Below are 17,415 nucleotides of genomic sequence, written 5' to 3'. Positions count from 1 at the left end.
GTTGAACATTCAGGCAGATCCCTCGGCTGCGCTCGGGATGACGGTTAAATAAACTCGGGATGACGTCTTTTTAATAAGTGTACACGTATTCAATACTGCCTGCCTTCTTCTGATTTTTGTCAAAACAGTTCTCTTTCTGTTTCAGGCCCTTTTCGTTATAAGTATATTTCCAGGTATAATAATTATTGTTGCCCAGTAATACCTGCGTCATCTGGCTGAGACGGCCGGTATGATCGTATTCGAATAAAAAATCGGGCAATAATTTTTTCAGTTTGCTGTTGTACCGGACAATATCGGTGAGCTCATTCTTCGCATTGTAATAGTAATAATAGACTTCGGGTGCTGACCCTTTTCTTTTCCAGTGCTCTTCTGCTATATTGCCCTGCTCATCCCGCACAAAACTCACGAAAGTGCTGTCTGTCTTGCTTTTTACACGCAACATAGAAGCGGGCTGTCCTTTTTCATCGTATACCCATTCATGCGTTTCGACACTGGTATATTTCATGGAAGTGTCGGATGTGGTGAGGGTTATTTTGATCAACCGCCCATTATCGTCGTATTGGTAATCGGTTTTGTTTTCAATCCGGTTACCGCTTGCTACTGCTTTTTTCAGCCGGCCCAGCTCATAAGTATTAACAGTAACGCTCTTTTTCCCGCTGATGGAAGCATCGGTGATGGTGATCTTTTTGCCGTCCAGGCTGATCTCCTGCTCCAGGGAAAAGCCTTCGGTCGGCTGGTCGTCGGCGTCATAGCTCACCACTTTGAAGGTTTTAACTTTATTATTGCGGAGGACCTTGTATTGAGCTGCGCCTTGCTGTATCGAAACGAGGTCGTTGTAATAGTACTGTGCGAAACAGCCGGTATGGATCAAAACCAATAATGCCAGTAGCTGGAGCCCTTTCATCTGCCGATATTTTTTCCAAATGTACAGTGACAGTTATCAACATTCAAAAAAAGGAAAACGGGTGGGGCCTTGCAACTCTCAATTAGTTCTGTATTTTTAGTTAAACATTAACAAGTGTCGCATTTCCCTGAACGAAACGAAAAAGTTTGCCTGAACTGTGGCAGCCTGCTGCATGGCCGGTATTGCCATGAATGCGGACAGGAGAATATTGAGCCCCAAGAAAGTTTCTGGCACCTGACCACGCATTTTATATACGATCTCACGCATTTTGATGGTAAGTTCTTCAGCACACTGAAGTTCCTGCTGTTCCGGCCGGGATTTTTGTCGAGAGAATATTTCAAGGGGCGGCGCTCCGGGTACCTGCACCCGGTGAAGATGTATGTGTTTACCTCGGCTTTCTTTTTCCTCATTTTTTTCAGCTTTTATGGACGACACACTAGGTTCACTTACAATGAATCGAAGAAGCATACGGCTGATTCGATAAGCGGCAGTTTAAAATCTGAAGTGGAAAAGAAAAGCGATAAGGCTGATAATGCGAAAGTTTATTCTAGCAAACAATATGATTCAGCACAGAATACCCTTCCTGAAACAAAAAGAGATGGTCGGATCGAGCGGGCAGTAACCCATCGGGCACTTGGTTTTTACGACAAATACCGCCAGGATCCTAAAGGCGTTATAGAGGCAATGGTGGAGAAGTTCACCCATTTGTTCCCGCAAATGCTGTTTGTATCACTTCCTCTTTTCTCGCTGGCACTATCTTTATTATACATAAGACGCAAACAATTCTATTATGTGAACCATGTGGTATATACCCTTCACCTGTATTGTGCTATTTTCATCATGATACTGGTTTCACTGCTGCTGGGCAGTTTTTTCAGTCTTTTTCATTGGGATGCGAACAAACTGCTGTCTGATATGTTCTCATTGCTCATCCTGTTTTATGGATACAAGGCAATGCGCGGGTTTTACGGGCAATCGCCGAAGAAAACATTCTTCAAATATTTTCTGTCTTTATTGCTTGGATTGGTGGTCATGCTATTCGTATTTATGATCTTTGGTACCTTTTCAGCGTTTACGATTTAATTTAGTGTTATGGAAGAAACAGCAAATAGCTTCATGCGGCTGGTGAAGATCATGGATGAATTGCGGGAGCAATGCCCCTGGGACAGAAAACAGACCATTCATACCCTGCGTCACATGACCATTGAGGAAACCTATGAACTGGCCGATGCCATCACCGATGAGAACTGGCCGGGAATCAAAGAGGAGCTGGGAGATATCATGCTGCACCTGTTGTTTTATGCTAAAATAGGCACAGAGCAAAATCGCTTTACATTATCAGAAGCCATCAACAGCGTATGTGAAAAATTGATCCATCGCCACCCGCATATTTATGGAGATGTACAGGTAAAAGATGAAGAAGACGTAAAAAGGAACTGGGAGCAATTGAAACTGCAGGAACGGAACGAACAGGGCGAGCTCAAGAAATCGGTGCTGAGCGGGGTACCACGTTCGCTGCCCTCAGTGGTTAAAGCCGTTCGCATCCAGGAGAAAGCCAAACAGGTGGGTTTTGAATGGGAGAACAAAGCAGATGTGTGGAAGAAAGTGGAGGAAGAGTCGAACGAGTTGCAGGAAGCGGTTCAACAAAACGAGCAGGACCGGATAGAAGAGGAGTTTGGCGACCTGCTTTTCAGCCTGGTAAATTATGCACGGTTTTTGCATATCGATCCCGAAGCCGCACTGGAAAAGACCAATAAGAAGTTTATCCGGCGTTTTCAGCAGATGGAAGCCATCGCAGCGGAACAAGGTAAGCACCTCGCCGGTTTGTCGCTCGCCGAAATGGACGCCATCTGGAATGAAGTCAAAAAACAAAAGCACCATTGTTGATCCGTACACTGAAAAAAGCTATATACAGGCATGGATACCTGATCATTACAGCCGCCTGGCTGTATACCATCTCTTTTATTTTCATCAATTACTGGAACTACAATGCTTCACCCCAAAAAGTAAAGCACCGGCTGGAAGAGTCGCTGGCAAAGCAGGAAACCAGGCTGGATGAGCTGTTGTCGGAGAAAAGCCTGCTGACTAAACTCGTAAAGGATTCTGCAGATGAACAATCGAAACAGAAGATCAGGCAGGAAAGCTTCGGGCTTTTTTTGTACCTGACAGATGGAAGCGGCACACCGGCGATGCATTATTGGAATACCAATCGCATGTATGTGAACTCCGAGGACCTGCACCAGCCCGATGGAAATTATTTTTCAGTGAAGCAGAATGGCGACTTTGAATTGATCAAACGCACCGTTCAATTGAAGGGGCAGAAGCTCACGGTTTTGGGGCTGGTACCCATTCGTTGGGCTTATTTCATAGAGAACAAGTACCTGAAATCGGATTTTGCACATTACCCGGGGCTGGGTAAACAATATGAGATCAATTTTGATAAGGATGCGATCCCCATCCTGAATAGGGCAGGCAAAGAGATCTTTAGCATCAAAATGAAAGTGGGAAGGTCTTTCATCGCCTATGATAGTGTAACCATTGTTTTACGGGTATTGGCGGTGATCTTACTGCTGGTATTTTTTAATATGATTGCACAGGAACTGGTAGAGCGGATCGGTTTCCGGAGCGGGTTCCTTTTCCTGCTCTCTGTGGTTTTCCTGATCAGGCTGATCACATACCAGGTCAACTTCCCACTGGATTACAGTAAGCTGCCACTGTTCGATCCAACGATCTACGCATCCAACTACCTGCACCCTTCGTTGGGCGACCTGCTGGTGAATGCTATCCTGCTTTTCTGGATGCTCAGTTTTTATAAGTTCCATAACGACCACAAGGGGTGGTTTAAAAAGTCCCTCCCTCCACCCGTTCGTCATTATGGCGGGTTAGCCCTGCTTACTGTAGCCTGTCTTTTGCTGGCCGGCATCATCAAGAGCCTGGTACAGGATTCCAAGATATCGATGGATGTAACCAGCTTTTTCAGCCTCACCATTTACAGCGTCATCTGTTTTGTAATTCTATGCTTACTGGTGCTCAGCTTTTATCATTTTTCACAGATCGTGGTTAAACCCCTCACCGATGCAGCCGTGCCGCTTTATTACCAGATGGCGGCGGTAGCCATCACAGGCTTTGCATACCTGCTGGCTTTTGTTTCGCTTAATGATATAGCCGTAGACCTGGTGATCCTGGCCTGGCTGATCGCTTACCTGCTGCTGCTGAATGCACGGAAAGCGGATATGGGCATTCCGCTGTTGCAGTCTTCTTTTTTCATTTTCTGGGTGATGATCTTCACTTTATCGATTTCCGCTATTGTGATGTATCAGAATAAAGTGCTGGAGTCGGCACAAAGGAAAAAAATTGCAGAACAACTGGCCGTACAAACCGATCCTTCTGGTGAAAGCCTGTTGAATATTGCCGCGAATAGTTTCAATGAGCGTTTCCTGCTCAATAATTTTCACCGGTTTGAAAGCGAGTACACCAACAAATTCATCAAAGACAGCCTGATCAACCAGAATTTTTCGGGCTATCTCAATAAATACGATACCCGCATTTACACGTACGACAGTTTGTTCCACCCATTGTATAATGAAGATTCCACTTCTTATGCGGCTATCAAAACGATCATCCTCAATAAGTCCAAACCCACGGCTATAGAAGGGTTGTACAGCTACGATAATGCCGCCAATGGCTTCAGCTATCTCTACCAGAAGGCCATCAAAAACAACGATCAAACACTGGGATATCTTTATGTAACCATCAAATCGAGGCGATACAAAAGTGAGGCGCTTTACCCGGAATTATTCAGCCAGTCGCAGGATATTTCTTCAGACCTCAATACCAGCTATGCTTATGCCATATACAACAGAGGCAGGCTGATCAACCATTTCAATAATTATAATTTTCCTTTAAAGCTTACCAGGGCCGAGATGCCGGGACTGGACTTCACCTATAAGAAACCACCCGGATACAGCGAATTGTGGTATAATACCGGTGGCGATAAAGAAGTGGTGGTAGTGAAGAAAAGCGCCTGGTTTACCGAGTTCATCACCTTCTTCGCTTACCTGTTCTGTTCTTTCCTTTGTATCATTTTCCTGTTTCATCTTTGCAGCAACCTGGTGCGGGCGCGGTTCAAGTGGAGCGGTATCCGGTCTATTTTCCTGCTCAATATCCGTTCACAGATACAGGCAACGATTATTTTCCTCAGCGTATTCTCATTCCTGGTGATCGGTGTATCAACTATTTCGTTCTTCATTTTCAGGTTCAATAATAACAACGAAGAAAAACTGTCGAAGTCGATCCTAGTGATGGCCAACGAGATCAACAATAAAATGACGCCGCAACTGATCTTCGACGATGTGATCAATACGAGCAATGTGAGCGTTGCCGGCGATCAGTTGAACGAGGTCATATCGGATATTTCCGACCTGCACAATGTTGATATTAATTTCTATGATGTCAATGGCAACTTAAAAGTGTCTACCCAGCCATACATCTATAATAAACGGTTGCTGAGTGAACAAATGGATCCCGCTGCTTTTCAACAAATGCACGATGAGCACAGTATCCGCTATATTCAATCGGAAAAGATCGGCTCCTTTGAATACCTGAGCATTTATGTGCCGTTGATGGATGAAGAAGGCGCTACCTATGCTTACCTCAACATTCCTTACCTCAACTCGCAAAATGAGCTGGACCAGGAGATATCAGGTTTCCTCGCTACGCTCATTTATTTGAATGCCTTTATTTTCCTGGTTGCAGGGGCCATCGCGTTCTTCCTTACCAGTCGCATTACGAATTCCTTCAACCTCATTGGTGAAAAAATGCGTGAGGTGAACCTGGGCAAGACCAATGAAGAGATCCAGTGGGATCGTGACGACGAACTGGGCATGCTGGTATCGGAATATAATAAAATGGTGAAAGAGTTGGATCAGAGTGCCCAGTCACTGGCCAAAAGCGAGCGGGAAGGCGCCTGGCGCGAAATGGCACGGCAGGTAGCGCATGAGATCAAGAACCCGCTTACGCCCATGAAGCTGAGTATCCAATACCTGCAGAAAGCCATTCAGAGTGGCGCACCCAATGTGAAGGAGTTGTCGGCCAACATGGCCATTACCCTCATAGAGCAGATCGATCAGTTATCGAAGATCGCAAGCGATTTTTCGCAGTTTGCCAATATCGGGAATGCCCGGATGGAGAAACTGGATATCATGGAAGTTTTATCGTCATTGCTTCGCCTGTATGAAGCCAACCCCCGTGTAAAGATCCACTGGAAAAAGCCATCGGAACATTACCTCGTGTATTCAGATAAAACGCAAATGAGCCGTTTGTTCACCAACTTGCTGCAAAATGCTATTGAAGCAAAAGAAGATCCGGGAAGCAAAATAGAGATACATATCAACCAGCAGGTTGAATCCGGTCAATTATTAATCTCGGTGCAGGACAATTCAGGTGGCGTGCCGACTGCCTTGCGTGATGATATTTTTACACCAAATTTTACCACCAAATCATCGGGAACGGGACTCGGACTGGCCATCTGCCGCGGCATTGTGGAAAATGCCAATGGACAGATATGGTTTGAAACAACAGAAGGGGTGGGGAGTACATTCTTTGTACAACTACCTGTAATCGCCACCTCGTCATCCCGAACGAAGTGAGGGATCTGCCTGTTCTGTGAGATTTCTCGCTGCGCTCGAAATGACGGGTAAAGGAGAAATGACGGGTTAAACCCTTTTCTGTTTTTGTATCGCTACAAACGTTTCAAAAGCGGCTAAAGAAAAGCTGCTCAGGTTCTGTTCTTTGGTAAGCCCGGCTTTTTGGGCTACCAGCACACCGTAGCGGCAATCGGCATAGCCTTCAACGGCATGCGCATCGGGGTTGATGGAAATGAGTACGCCTTTCTCCAGTGCATATTCGATCCAGCGCCAGTCGATATCGAGCCTTCGTGGGTGTGCGTTTAGCTCTATGACTACATGGTGCTTTGCACAGGCTTCTATGATGGTCTTGTGATCTACCGGGTAACCACTGCGGCTTAACAACAGGCGGCCCGTCATGTGGCCGAGTATACTGGTATAAGGGTTGGCGATGGCATTCATCAAACGCATCATGGCTTTTTCTTCCGGCATTTTGAGGTTGGAGTGAATAGAGCCGATCACTACGTCGAAACTGTTCAGTACCTCCGGGCTGTAATCAAGATTTCCATCATTCAGTATATCGCTTTCAATGCTCTTGAAAATTTTGAAAGGAGCGAGTTTTTCGTTCAGTTCATCGATCTGCTGGTGTTGGGCCAATATCCTTTCTTCGTTGAGTCCGCTTGCATAAAATGCCGATTTAGAGTGGTCGCTGATCACCATGTACTGATAGCCCTGGTCTATCGCGGCTTGTGCCATGTCTTCCAGCGGACTGGCACCATCGCTCCATTTACTGTGACAGTGGATAATGGCAGTAATATCGGTTGGTTGTATGAGTACAGGCAGCTTGTTGTTACGGGCCTGTTCAATAATGTTTGCCTCTTCACGCTGAAAAGCAGGAATGAATGCCATGCCGGTTTTTGAGAAAATGGCCTCTTCTGAAACATAGGCCTGCTGAGCATTCCATTGAGTAGTATTGGTCCATGCCTCCAAAAAGTTTTCGCTGCAACTGGTGCGGAACAGGCAATTGTATAATGTGTCTTGCTGGCAGCAATAAAAACCAAGGGTTACATTTTCTTTCCCTTTACAGCCCAGGTAATCGCCTTCTTCCTTCAATATTTCGAACCCTACTTTTGTAAAAAAATCACGCAAGTTATTTAGTGGAACAGTGGTTACCCATTCCAGTGTATCGATGATTTCCAGCTGGCGCCTGTATTCACCGGTGAATAAAAAGGTTTGCCCTTTGAATACGCTTTTCAGTTTGGCATCTACAGCCTGGGCATAGGATTCTATTTGCTGGTAGAGATAACTCCCCAGCGAGCCGAAATAAAATTCAATCGACTCTTTGATGTTTTGCTGTGTTTTTTCGCCGAAGCCGCGATAGAGGAGGAGCCTGTTTTCATTACAGGCATACAGTAACTCTCCCAGGTTTTCGATCTCCAGTTCTTTCCAGATGGTAGCGATTTTTTTAGGGCCGATGCCTTTGATGTTCAGCATTTCCAGCACGCCGGGAGGCGTTTTGGCGAGGTATTCGTTGAGGGTGGATAATTGTCCGGTTTCGAGTTGTTCTACGATCCTTTTGCCAAGCGAATCGCCAATGCCTTTGAGTGCGAAGACCTTGTCGTGCGGCAGTCCCTCCAGTTCCATGGCCAGTTTTTCTATGTTGAAAGCGGCAATGGCATAGGATTTCGCCTTGAAGCTATTGTCGCCATGGATGTCCATGAGCTTGGAAAGCAGCGAAAAATTATCGGCAATGGAAGCGTTGTTCATGATTGTAAAGAAAACAAAAAGTCCCGCATCTCGCGGGACTTTCTTAAATCTATTTCTGCTTGAAAAAGCTGGTGCTTATTTCTTCTTAGCGGCTTTTTTTGCAGCCTTCTTCTTAGGAGCGGCTTTTTTAGCGGCTTTCTTTGCAGCTTTTTTAGGAGCAGCTTTTTTAGCGGCTTTTTTTGCAGCTTTCTTCTTAGGAGCGGCTTTTTTAGCAGCTTTCTTAGGCGCAGCTTTTTTAGCGGCCTTCTTTGCAGTTGCCATGTTTTTTAGATTTAATGGTTAGTAAATATGCATTAAAAATAAAAAACTATTTGTAACTACAAAAAAATTTTTTTATGCAGTTAGGCAACCGGCTGAACAGAGACCGTGTTTTTGTCGTTTCTGCCTTTCTTGAATTCAACGATACCATCGGCCAGTGCGAACAAAGTAAAATCACTTCCTACGCCAACATTCTTACCAGGATGGTATTGTGTACCTCTCTGGCGAACGATGATATTGCCGGCAACAGCAGGCTGTCCGCCATATATTTTAACACCTAAACGTTTGCTTTGTGAATCGCGGCCGTTCTTTACGCTACCTTCACCTTTTTTGTGTGCCATGGTTTACTACTTTTTTAATGATGCGTTTGCTTACGCGATGCTTTCGATTTTGATCCTGGTGTAGTGGGTCCTGTGACCATGCTTCTTGCGGAAGCCTTTCCTTCTTTTCATTTTGAAGGCGATCACTTTATCACCTTGCACCAGATCACTGATGATTTCGGCTTTTACAGTGGCTTTTACAGCGCTACCTGCGGTTACAGCGCCGCCATTGTCTACAAACAATACTTCGCTGAACTCTACTTTATCTCCGGTTTTACCTTGCAGGTGAGGTACGTACAGACTTTGTCCTTCCTGTACTTTAAACTGCTGACCTGCGATTTTTACAACTGCTAACATAGCTATCCAAAATTAGGACGGCAAAGGTATGCATTTACAAGGGAAATATGCAAAGATTTTTGAAATAATTCTATCCCTATTTTTGCCCATCGTTTCAATACCTGCGTAACGCCATGAATTTGAAATCCCTGCTGGCACGTCCGTTTGCCACCTATATATACAACAAGATCCGGAAAAGCATGTCATCTGCTGTTGAGGATCAGGAACTTATATTGAAATCCCTGCTCAAATCGGGTAAGGGTACCGTGTTTGGTAAAGACCATCACCTCGACCAGGTAGATGGGTATGCAGCTTTCAGGCAGGCCGTTCCCATACGGGATTACGAGCAGTTCAAGCCCTATATCAACCAGATCAAGGAAGGGAAACAGAATGTCCTTTGGAAGGGCAAGCCGCTTTACCTGGCCAAGACAAGCGGCACCACCAGCGGGGTCAAATACATCCCCATATCCAAAGAATCCATCCCCAACCATATCAATACGGCCCGTAACGCCTTGCTTTGCTATATGGCCGAAACAGGCAATACGGCTTTTGCACAGGGAAAAATGATCTTCCTCAGCGGGTCGCCGGAGCTGGAAAGGATAGCGGATATCCCCACCGGGCGCCTCAGCGGTATCGTGAACCACCACGTTCCCCGCTACCTGCGAACCAATCAACTGCCCAGCTATGAAACGAATTGTATTGAAGATTGGGAGACCAAACTCGATAAGATAGTAGAAGAGACGATCAAGCAGGATATGACCCTCATCAGCGGCATACCACCGTGGATGCAGATGTATTTCGACAGGCTGATAGAAAAAAGTGGTAAAAGAGTGGGCGAGCTGTTCCCGCATTTCCATGTGATGGTACAGGGTGGCGTAAACTTCGAACCCTATAAATCCAAACTGTACAATAGCATCGGCCGCGAAGTAGATACAATAGAACTGTTCCCTGCAAGCGAAGGATTCTTTGCTTTCCAGGATTCGCAGGAGGCAGAAGGATTGTTGCTCAACACCAATAGTGGCATCTTTTTTGAGTTTATACCGGCCGGTGAAATATTTTCAGACAACCCCACGCGGTTGAGCCTGAAAGACGTGAAAGTGGGCGAGAACTATGCCCTGATCATCAACAGCAACGCGGGATTATGGGGTTATAATATTGGCGATACCGTCAAATTTGTGAGCACCAATCCATACCGATTGGTGGTGAGCGGAAGGATCAAACATTTCATCTCCGCTTTCGGAGAACATGTGATAGGAGAAGAAGTGGAGAACGCTTTATTACAGGCATCACAGGAAATGGGCGTGGAAGTAACGGAATTTACCGTGGCGCCCATGATCCAGCAGGGAGCAGGTAAGAGTTACCACGAATGGTTCGTTGAATTTGAAAATGAACCATCGGATATGCGGGCCTTTATTGAAAAGATAGAGCATAACCTGCGCAACAAAAATGTGTATTACGACGACCTGATCTCCGGTAATATCCTGCAAACCCTGCAACTGCGAAGGGTAAGGAAGAATGGATTCATCGATTACATGCGTTCGGTGGGCAAGCTGGGCGGACAAAACAAGGTACCCCGCCTGAGCAACGACCGGCAACTGGCCGATGCCTTGCAGCACTTTCTGGTATGAGTTGTTAGATGTCAGTTGTCAGGTATTCAATCTAACAACTATCTCATCGGCCATTAAAAAATAAGTTTTAAATTGTATAATAATCAATTGGAATGAGTCAAAAGCGCATTGCCATATTCGGGTCAACAGGTTCTATCGGTACACAGGCATTGGATGTCATTGCCGCTAATCCTGATCTTTTTTCTGCCGAGATATTAACGGCGCAAACCAATGCCGACCTGCTCATCAAACAGGCCCTTCAGTTCAATCCCAATGCCGTGGTCATTGGTGATGAGAAAAAGTATGAAGTAGTAAAAGAGGCGTTGGCTGCTACTGATGTAAAAGTGTTTGCTGGCGAGGAATCACTTGAAGAAGTGGCTGCACTCGATTGTTATGATATGATGCTGGCTGGTATTGTAGGTTATGCAGGCCTCAGGCCTACGCTGAAAGCCATCTCCATAGGCAAGCCCATTGCCCTGGCCAATAAAGAAACCCTGGTGGTGGCCGGCGATATCGTCATGCGCAAAGCCACCGAACAGCGGGTTGCAGTGATACCGGTGGACAGCGAGCATTCCGCCATTTTCCAATGCCTGGTAGGCGAAGGACGCAATAAGATTGAACGAATCGTTCTCACGGCCAGCGGCGGTCCCTTCCTGGGCAAAAAACCCAATTACCTGGTGAATGTCAAGCGCGATCATGCTTTGCAGCACCCTAACTGGAGCATGGGCGCCAAGATCACCATCGATTCTGCCACGCTCATGAACAAAGGGCTGGAAATGATCGAAGCCAAATGGTTGTTCAACCTGCAGCCCGATCAGATACAGGTGCTGGTGCATCCGCAAAGCATCGTACACAGCCTGGTGCAGTTCGAAGACGGCAGTATCAAAGCGCAAATGGGATTACCCGATATGAAGCTGCCTATTCAGTACGCCCTTGCTTTCCCACAGCGTATTCCCAACCAGTTTCCGCGGTACGATTTCCGCAAACCCAATACCCTCACTTTCGAAGAACCTGATGTAAAGACCTTCCGTAATCTTACACTGGCTACCGAAGCTTTGAACAAAGGGGGAAATATGCCCTGCATCCTGAACGCCGCCAACGAAATAGCCGTTTATGCCTTCTTACGCAACCGGATCGGCTTTCTCGACATGACCGAACTGGTGGAAAGGACCATGCAGAAAATTGCATTCATCGAAAAACCCACCCTGGAAGAGTATTTTGAAAGCGATGGAGAGGCCCGTAACTTCGCTGCGTCTCTGATACACATGTAGGAGAAAATCAACAGTAAAATTTAAAAGTAAAAATCTGAGGGGATTTCTATGAGCTTATTAGTTATCGACTGGAGTAGCGTGGGAGTTAAAACAGCGCAATTCATTTTGTCATTCTCCATACTGGTCACATTACACGAGTTAGGACATTTTATTACGGCGCGCTGGTTTAAATGCCGCGTTGAAAAATTTTACCTCTTCTTCAATCCCTGGTTCAGCCTCTGGAAAAAGAAAAAAGGAGAAACCGAATACGGTATCGGATGGGTGCCATTTGGAGGGTACGTGAAGATATCGGGTATGGTGGATGAGAGTATGGACAAAGAGCAGATGAAGTTACCACCGCAACCCTGGGAGTTCCGTTCAAAACCGGCCTGGCAACGTCTGATCATCATGATAGGCGGCGTAGTGGTGAATGTATTGCTCGCCATCGTGATCTTCATAGGCATTACCTGGGTTTGGGGTGAAGAATACCTGCCGGCTAAGAATATGAAATATGGTGTGTACACCGATTCACTGGCCCGGAGCATCGGCATACGGGATGGAGACCATATCCTGGGGGTTGACAACAAGCCACTGGATAATTTCGCTACCCTTGAATCTGAGATCCTATTGAAGGAAGCGAAAAGCATCCAGGTAGAACGCAACGGACAAACAGTGAACATTGATGTGCCCGGTGATTTCGCCAAAAAACTCAGCAAGAACAAACAAATGAGCGGGATGGTGTTTCCCCGTTTCCCCGCTATTGTAGACTCCGTTTCAAAAGACGCTGTGTTCTCAAAAGGACAATTGCAGAAAGGTGACAAGCTGCTGGCGATCAATGGAAGATCATTTGAATACTACAACGAATTCAACCAGATTAAACAAGGATATAAAGACTCTATTGTATCAATCAACGTTTTAAGAGGAGTTGACACTGCAACTGTTAGAGCGCGTGTGGACAGTAAGGGTAAGCTGGGTTTTACGGCTAAGAGTCCATACGACCTGCTGGGTGTGGTTACGAAGAACTACAGCCTCATGCAATCGATCCCTGTTGGTTTCAACCGTTGCTGGGAAATGCTCGACCGTTATGTTACGGCCATCAAGCAGATGTTCACCGGCAAAGTAGATCCCAAAGATTCATTGGGTAGTGTGATCAGTATTGGCAATACTTTCCCCAGTAAATGGGATTGGGAAAAATTCTGGACGCTTACGGGCATATTCTCTATCATTCTGGCCTTTATGAACATCTTGCCCATACCGGCGCTGGACGGCGGACATGCTTTGTTCACTTTAATTGAAATGATCACCGGCAGAAAGCCGAGCGATAAGTTTATGGAATACGCGCAGATGGTAGGTATGATTTTGTTGATGGGCTTAATGGCTTACGCGCTGGGGCTTGACTTCTGGCGGCTTTTTAAATAACCGGTTGTAACGAATAAATAAATGAAAAGCCCCGGATATTCAATTCCGGGGCTTTTTAGGTTAAATAGCGTGCTAAGAATTTAGCCTGCTTTTCTTTAATGATTGATCTACTTTCGAATTCTCTTTTAACAGTCGAACTTGCTCCAAAGCTTTCGATAAGGATACTTCTGACCGTTGTGCAACGATCGGATGTCCTTTCGAGGCTAATTCCTCTAACGATATTTTGAAGTTTTTGCCTGATTTCATCAGAGATCATTTGATGCAAAAATAGATTAAAAAAATAGGATAGAAAAGAGGGCTGGAAAGCGATAAAAAATGGCTAATTCCTTGGGAATTAGCCATTTCAAAAAATAGGGAAGTGGAGTCGAGGGGAGTCGAACCCCTGTCCAAACATCGTCACCATTGGCTTTCTACATGCTTATTTCATTATTAATTGTAGGCGATGAACAGGAAATGAACAAACCAATTCAAAGCTTAGCTGGATGGTCTTAAGCTGCAGGCACAGCCTGTTGCAGCAGCAACCTGTGTTTGTTTTGAGTCGGCGGCGGAACCTGGTAACAGGTCAACCTGTTCGGCGGCCCAAATGACTAACTAATCACTGATTAGGCAGCCATGGCATACTGTGTATTGCCATTTGAAGTTTGAATATTCAGATTAAAGTGCTAATTATCCAACGCACTGCATGCTTACACCAACCGCGCCATATGCTGTCAAAACCAATACGACCCCGGCCGAAAATACAAATATACTAAAAAGCAACAGCCTGTAAAAATTGACAGGCTGCCGCTTTCTGAAGAATGCTGCTTTATTTAGAAATTATTGGCGTCGTTACTGAGGTCTTTTTTGTCTTTACGCAGGTCTTTTTTATCGCGCTTCAGGTCGCGCTTGTCCTTGTTAATGTCTTTCTTGTCTTTGTTGATGTCTGTTACATCTTTGCTCAGATCTTTTCTGTCGTTACGGAGACCAGCGGCGTCTTTGTTGCGATCTGTTCTGTCTTGCTGCAGGTCTTTACGAACGCCATTGATTTCATTTTGCTCTTTCTGAGCGTCTTTGTAATCGTGCTTGGCAGCATCTGCATTACGCTCTTTGATTTCCTGATTCAACTGGGCTTTATCTTTATTGATGTCCCTGTTGTCGGCATTGATGTCTTTGCGGTCTTTGTTGATATCTGCGCGATCGGCGTTGGCATCTTTCCTGTCTTTGTTGATGTCTGCCTGATCGTGATGAATGTCTTTACGATCATGACGGATATCATTGCGATCGTGGCGGATGTCTCTCATGTCGTGGTTCATGTCGTGCATTCTTGCTACGGAACCGTTCCTGTGAGGTTGTGCTTGCAAAGCGATGGTTGAACCTGTCAATACCATGGTGGCGATGAATAATAACTGTTTCATGGGGTCTAGATTTTTTTTGTTTATTAATTGGTTTCAAATGAAAGACATGAATCAGATCATCTGGTTTAATCAGGTGTTGCCCCAAACATCATTATTCAAATTTCTTTAACATTCGCATATAATAAAGAAGCCTGCAGGCAACATGGCCGCAGGCTTCCGGATCTTAGTCGTTAATGTAGGCTAGATCACATGGCTTATTCTGTATGCATCATCATATGTATTACAATAAATCCAAGGATGCACAATACCACTATCACTATGATCGCAATGATGGTCCAGGGCTGGTCTTTGATACGCCGGCGGCGTTTCTTCAATTGGGTAGCGGAAGTCTCTTTGCGCAATTGCCGGTTCAGTTGTTCGGTCAGGTGTTGCGCTTCCCGCGCGCTGGAGAACTGCTGCAATCCTTCAACCGCATCATTGACAAAATCGGAGCCGGCCATTTGTTTTTCAACAGCATAGCGTTCTTCTTCCGAAGCCTTACCTTGCAGGTAACGCATCAGCGCTTCATTGTCCAAATCCCCTTCCGGGCTCCATATATCTTTCAGGTCGCTCATGAATGTGGGTTCATTTTCTTTTCCACCAATATCTTAAGGTTTCGTTTGCCGTTCTGTATATGACTTTTTACCTGCAATAAATTATAACCTGTAGCGTCTACAATTTCCTGGTAGCTTTTCTTTTGCAGGTAAAACAAAATTAAGCAGGTTTTCTGCGCTTCGTTCAATTCGTTTAACTTGGATTCCAGTAGCGACAGGCTCTGCTCTTTGGCCAGCATCTCCTCTTTATCGCTCCATTCGGCGGCCAGCTCATTTTTTTCTTCTACCGGGATGAAAATGTTCCGGTCGCGCAGTTGCATGAGGCAATGATTCCTGGCAACCATGTAGAGCCAGCTTTTGATGTATACCACTTTGTATTTCCCCAGTTCGGTAATGGCTTTCAGGAATATTTGCTGCACCGCGTCTTTGGCCGCTTCTTCATTTTTGAGGTATTTCATACACACACCCAGCAATAAAAATGTGTACCGCTGCAGGAGGACGCCCAGCCACTGGTTGTTATGATCTGTGTAAAACCGTTCGAGTAATTCCTGATCGCTGATATGTGTGTACTTATCCTGACTCACGCTTTAAATTAAAGCATTTTACCATGAGATGCACGATTTATTTTATTCCATATCAACAGCATAAAAAAAGCAACACGGGAAGTGTTGCTTTGATGATATCTTATGTTACCGTTTTAATTGATCAGTTGCCTTCTTCCGGTGTGATGTCTTCTATACCACTATTGTTGTGCTTGGTTTCGCTACTGGGCGCTACATAAATGGTTTGGTGATAGAATTTGGTGGAAGGTTTGATCTGGTCGAGTTTTTCCTGGAAGACAGACAGGTAATTGTTGTCTTTGTTGTTTTTGTTGAATATCTCTTTGAGCTGGTTGAAGAGATCGAGCGAAGTGCTTTCAAATATGGAATTTTCCAGGCTCAACAGCTTGATATTAGCATCTACAAACTGGTTCATTTCGGTATTGATGATGGTGCAATGAATATTGCCCTTCAATACCGAATCTTTGAACAGGTTTACGCGCAGGCTATAGACAGATCCTTCCATCTCGCCCTCTACTTTGATATCGTTGCAAATGATCACGCCTTTTACAACACCGGTAGGGGTAATGTGGATGGTCTTTCTGCTGTACAGCACGCCGCTGAAATTACCATCGAGTGTAATGTCGTTCTCGGAGTCAAGCACACCTGAAATGTTGGTGGACCTGGTAATAAACAGTTGCTTGTCGTCTGCTACAGCCGATTGAGGTTGATAGCTGGAGTTGGGATCATGTAATATTTGTTCCCTGAATTTGTTCATAGCAATGTGGTTTTAGGATATGACAGATGATTGAATGACAATTGGTAACAGAGAAAATTACCTGGTTTTGAGGTAGCCCAAGATAAGTATTTATTATGTATTTATGAATTTTGCCGATTAATCTTTTCCAAAATGAGATTAAAGAGGTAAAAATTGTACCTTGATTCTCCTCCCGGTAACAAATCCCACCGGTTCTATCCTATGCTATTCCAGAAAAAAACCAATGCTACTGACATGCTGCCTGCGGTGCAGGTAGTCTCGGGTGGTGTCTATTTTGGCATCATCAAAACCCTTTCGCCTATTCGTATAGAAGGTGATTTCAAAGGAATCATTTTCTGTACCAACAAAGTCATCATCGATAAAAAAGCTACTGTCAGTGGAGACATCCTTTGTCACGAGATCGTGATAGGCGGTCTGATCGATGGCAATGTGGTGTGCAAAAGCAAATGCCTGCTGCATCCCGATGCGATGGTGAACGGCGTGATCCGCACTGCCCAGTTTGAAAACGGAGAGAACAGTTCTGTATCGGGCCCTGTTTATGTGAGCAAAGACAATACTTCCATTGATGTGGATGAGTATTACGAGTTATTCAACAAGAAAGAAAACCTGGAAAAGATCAAGGAAGAATATTTCTCATTGCCCCAGAAACTGATCCTCATCAGTTAACTTGCAGGAAAAGAAAGCAA

General features: G+C 45.1%; 16 protein-coding genes and 1 other RNA gene. 8 read left to right on the top strand and 9 right to left on the bottom strand.

What is annotated here, in order from left to right:
• Positions 1-70: 70 nt before the first annotated feature.
• The gene (locus SEDOR53_RS0114200; RefSeq protein ID WP_026770317.1) at positions 71-904 is read right to left on the bottom strand and encodes a hypothetical protein; all 834 of its coding nucleotides are present in this window, start codon (positions 902-904) and stop codon (positions 71-73) included.
• 114 nt (positions 905-1,018) lie between these two features.
• On the opposite strand from SEDOR53_RS0114200, the gene SEDOR53_RS18645 reads away from it, so the two are divergent.
• Genes SEDOR53_RS18645 through SEDOR53_RS0114185 form a run of 3 tightly spaced genes read left to right on the top strand, consistent with a single transcriptional unit; the run spans position 1,019 to position 6,552 of the window.
• Complete coding sequence (locus tag SEDOR53_RS18645; protein WP_026770316.1) at positions 1,019-1,987, top strand: DUF3667 domain-containing protein; 969 nt, start codon at positions 1,019-1,021, stop codon at positions 1,985-1,987.
• A gap of 9 nt (positions 1,988-1,996) precedes the next feature.
• Entirely contained in the window at positions 1,997-2,791 is a 795-nt protein-coding gene (gene mazG, locus SEDOR53_RS0114190) for a nucleoside triphosphate pyrophosphohydrolase (protein WP_026770315.1), read from the top strand.
• Positions 2,785-6,552, top strand: coding sequence for an ATP-binding protein (locus tag SEDOR53_RS0114185; RefSeq protein WP_026770314.1), 3,768 nt, complete (start codon positions 2,785-2,787; stop codon positions 6,550-6,552). Before mazG ends, SEDOR53_RS0114185 begins: the two co-directional genes overlap by 7 nt.
• Before the next feature lie 66 nt (positions 6,553-6,618).
• On the opposite strand, the gene SEDOR53_RS0114180 is transcribed toward SEDOR53_RS0114185, so the two are convergent.
• Positions 6,619-8,295, bottom strand: a complete 1,677-nt coding sequence (locus SEDOR53_RS0114180; RefSeq protein ID WP_037361362.1) for a DNA polymerase/3'-5' exonuclease PolX — start codon at positions 8,293-8,295, stop codon at positions 6,619-6,621.
• Between SEDOR53_RS0114180 and SEDOR53_RS19140 the strand changes: the two genes are divergently transcribed.
• Positions 8,279-8,578, top strand: coding sequence for a hypothetical protein (locus SEDOR53_RS19140; RefSeq protein ID WP_157576835.1), 300 nt, complete (start codon positions 8,279-8,281; stop codon positions 8,576-8,578). The genes SEDOR53_RS0114180 and SEDOR53_RS19140 overlap by 17 nt on opposite strands.
• A 58-nt stretch (positions 8,579-8,636) precedes the next feature.
• Here SEDOR53_RS19140 and rpmA read toward each other — a convergent pair whose 3' ends face one another.
• Together rpmA and rplU are read right to left on the bottom strand one after the other, a co-directional pair.
• Positions 8,637-8,894, bottom strand: a complete 258-nt coding sequence (gene rpmA / locus SEDOR53_RS0114170; protein ID WP_026770312.1) for a 50S ribosomal protein L27 — start codon at positions 8,892-8,894, stop codon at positions 8,637-8,639.
• A 30-nt stretch (positions 8,895-8,924) separates the two neighbouring features.
• The gene (gene rplU, locus SEDOR53_RS0114165; RefSeq protein WP_026770311.1) at positions 8,925-9,230 is read right to left on the bottom strand and encodes a 50S ribosomal protein L21; all 306 of its coding nucleotides are present in this window, start codon (positions 9,228-9,230) and stop codon (positions 8,925-8,927) included.
• Positions 9,231-9,343: 113 nt separating this feature from the next.
• Between rplU and SEDOR53_RS0114160 the strand changes: the two genes are divergently transcribed.
• The 3 genes from SEDOR53_RS0114160 to rseP all read left to right on the top strand — a co-directional run bounded on the left by SEDOR53_RS0114160 (position 9,344) and on the right by rseP (position 13,485).
• Entirely contained in the window at positions 9,344-10,837 is a 1,494-nt protein-coding gene (locus SEDOR53_RS0114160; RefSeq protein ID WP_026770310.1) for a GH3 auxin-responsive promoter family protein, read from the top strand.
• Between the two features lie 92 nt (positions 10,838-10,929).
• On the top strand, positions 10,930-12,087 hold the full coding sequence (locus SEDOR53_RS0114155; RefSeq protein WP_037361359.1) for a 1-deoxy-D-xylulose-5-phosphate reductoisomerase: 1,158 nt from the start codon (positions 10,930-10,932) through the stop codon (positions 12,085-12,087).
• A gap of 48 nt (positions 12,088-12,135) precedes the next feature.
• Positions 12,136-13,485: an RIP metalloprotease RseP gene (gene rseP / locus SEDOR53_RS0114150; RefSeq protein ID WP_026770308.1), complete on the top strand. Its 1,350-nt coding sequence runs from the start codon at positions 12,136-12,138 to the stop codon at positions 13,483-13,485.
• 356 nt (positions 13,486-13,841) lie between these two features.
• On the opposite strand, the gene ssrA is transcribed toward rseP, so the two are convergent.
• From ssrA to SEDOR53_RS18120, 5 genes are all read right to left on the bottom strand, one after another.
• Positions 13,842-14,214: a transfer-messenger RNA gene (ssrA, locus tag SEDOR53_RS18780) on the bottom strand.
• Between the two features lie 80 nt (positions 14,215-14,294).
• Positions 14,295-14,879, bottom strand: coding sequence for a hypothetical protein (locus tag SEDOR53_RS18125; protein WP_026770306.1), 585 nt, complete (start codon positions 14,877-14,879; stop codon positions 14,295-14,297).
• Between the two features lie 194 nt (positions 14,880-15,073).
• A complete protein-coding gene (locus SEDOR53_RS0114135) occupies positions 15,074-15,433 on the bottom strand; it encodes a hypothetical protein (protein ID WP_026770305.1) in 360 nt (119 codons plus the stop codon).
• Positions 15,430-15,996 carry an RNA polymerase sigma factor gene (locus SEDOR53_RS0114130; RefSeq protein WP_026770304.1) on the bottom strand — a complete coding sequence of 189 codons (567 nt, stop codon included), beginning with the start codon at positions 15,994-15,996 and terminating at the stop codon, positions 15,430-15,432. Before SEDOR53_RS0114130 ends, SEDOR53_RS0114135 begins: the two co-directional genes overlap by 4 nt.
• A 121-nt stretch (positions 15,997-16,117) precedes the next feature.
• Positions 16,118-16,729, bottom strand: coding sequence for a polymer-forming cytoskeletal protein (locus tag SEDOR53_RS18120; protein WP_037361356.1), 612 nt, complete (start codon positions 16,727-16,729; stop codon positions 16,118-16,120).
• Between the two features lie 201 nt (positions 16,730-16,930).
• Here SEDOR53_RS18120 and SEDOR53_RS0114120 point away from each other — a divergent pair, with 201 nt between their 5' ends.
• Positions 16,931-17,395, top strand: a complete 465-nt coding sequence (locus SEDOR53_RS0114120) for a polymer-forming cytoskeletal protein (protein WP_026773847.1) — start codon at positions 16,931-16,933, stop codon at positions 17,393-17,395.
• The last annotated feature ends 20 nt before the right edge of the window (positions 17,396-17,415 follow it).

Source organism: Asinibacterium sp. OR53 (assembly GCF_000515315.1).
In the GTDB taxonomy this organism is placed as follows: Bacteria; Bacteroidota; Bacteroidia; order Chitinophagales; family Chitinophagaceae; genus Sediminibacterium.
The sequence above is the reverse complement of the archived record's forward strand: the minus strand, read 5'-3'. Positions and strand labels throughout refer to the sequence as shown.

Coding starts and splice junctions, on each gene's coding strand:
- SEDOR53_RS0114200 (WP_026770317.1), bottom strand. CDS start 904: ATGAAAGGGCTCCAGCTACTGGCATTATTGGTTTTGATCCATACCGGC.
- mazG (WP_026770315.1), top strand. CDS start 1,997: ATGGAAGAAACAGCAAATAGCTTCATGCGGCTGGTGAAGATCATGGAT.
- SEDOR53_RS19140 (WP_157576835.1), top strand. CDS start 8,279: ATGGAAGCGTTGTTCATGATTGTAAAGAAAACAAAAAGTCCCGCATCT.
- SEDOR53_RS0114180 (WP_037361362.1), bottom strand. CDS start 8,295: ATGAACAACGCTTCCATTGCCGATAATTTTTCGCTGCTTTCCAAGCTC.
- rpmA (WP_026770312.1), bottom strand. CDS start 8,894: ATGGCACACAAAAAAGGTGAAGGTAGCGTAAAGAACGGCCGCGATTCA.
- rplU (WP_026770311.1), bottom strand. CDS start 9,230: ATGTTAGCAGTTGTAAAAATCGCAGGTCAGCAGTTTAAAGTACAGGAA.
- SEDOR53_RS0114160 (WP_026770310.1), top strand. CDS start 9,344: ATGAATTTGAAATCCCTGCTGGCACGTCCGTTTGCCACCTATATATAC.
- SEDOR53_RS0114155 (WP_037361359.1), top strand. CDS start 10,930: ATGAGTCAAAAGCGCATTGCCATATTCGGGTCAACAGGTTCTATCGGT.
- rseP (WP_026770308.1), top strand. CDS start 12,136: ATGAGCTTATTAGTTATCGACTGGAGTAGCGTGGGAGTTAAAACAGCG.
- SEDOR53_RS18125 (WP_026770306.1), bottom strand. CDS start 14,879: ATGAAACAGTTATTATTCATCGCCACCATGGTATTGACAGGTTCAACC.
- SEDOR53_RS0114135 (WP_026770305.1), bottom strand. CDS start 15,433: ATGAGCGACCTGAAAGATATATGGAGCCCGGAAGGGGATTTGGACAAT.
- SEDOR53_RS18120 (WP_037361356.1), bottom strand. CDS start 16,729: ATGAACAAATTCAGGGAACAAATATTACATGATCCCAACTCCAGCTAT.
- SEDOR53_RS0114120 (WP_026773847.1), top strand. CDS start 16,931: ATGCTATTCCAGAAAAAAACCAATGCTACTGACATGCTGCCTGCGGTG.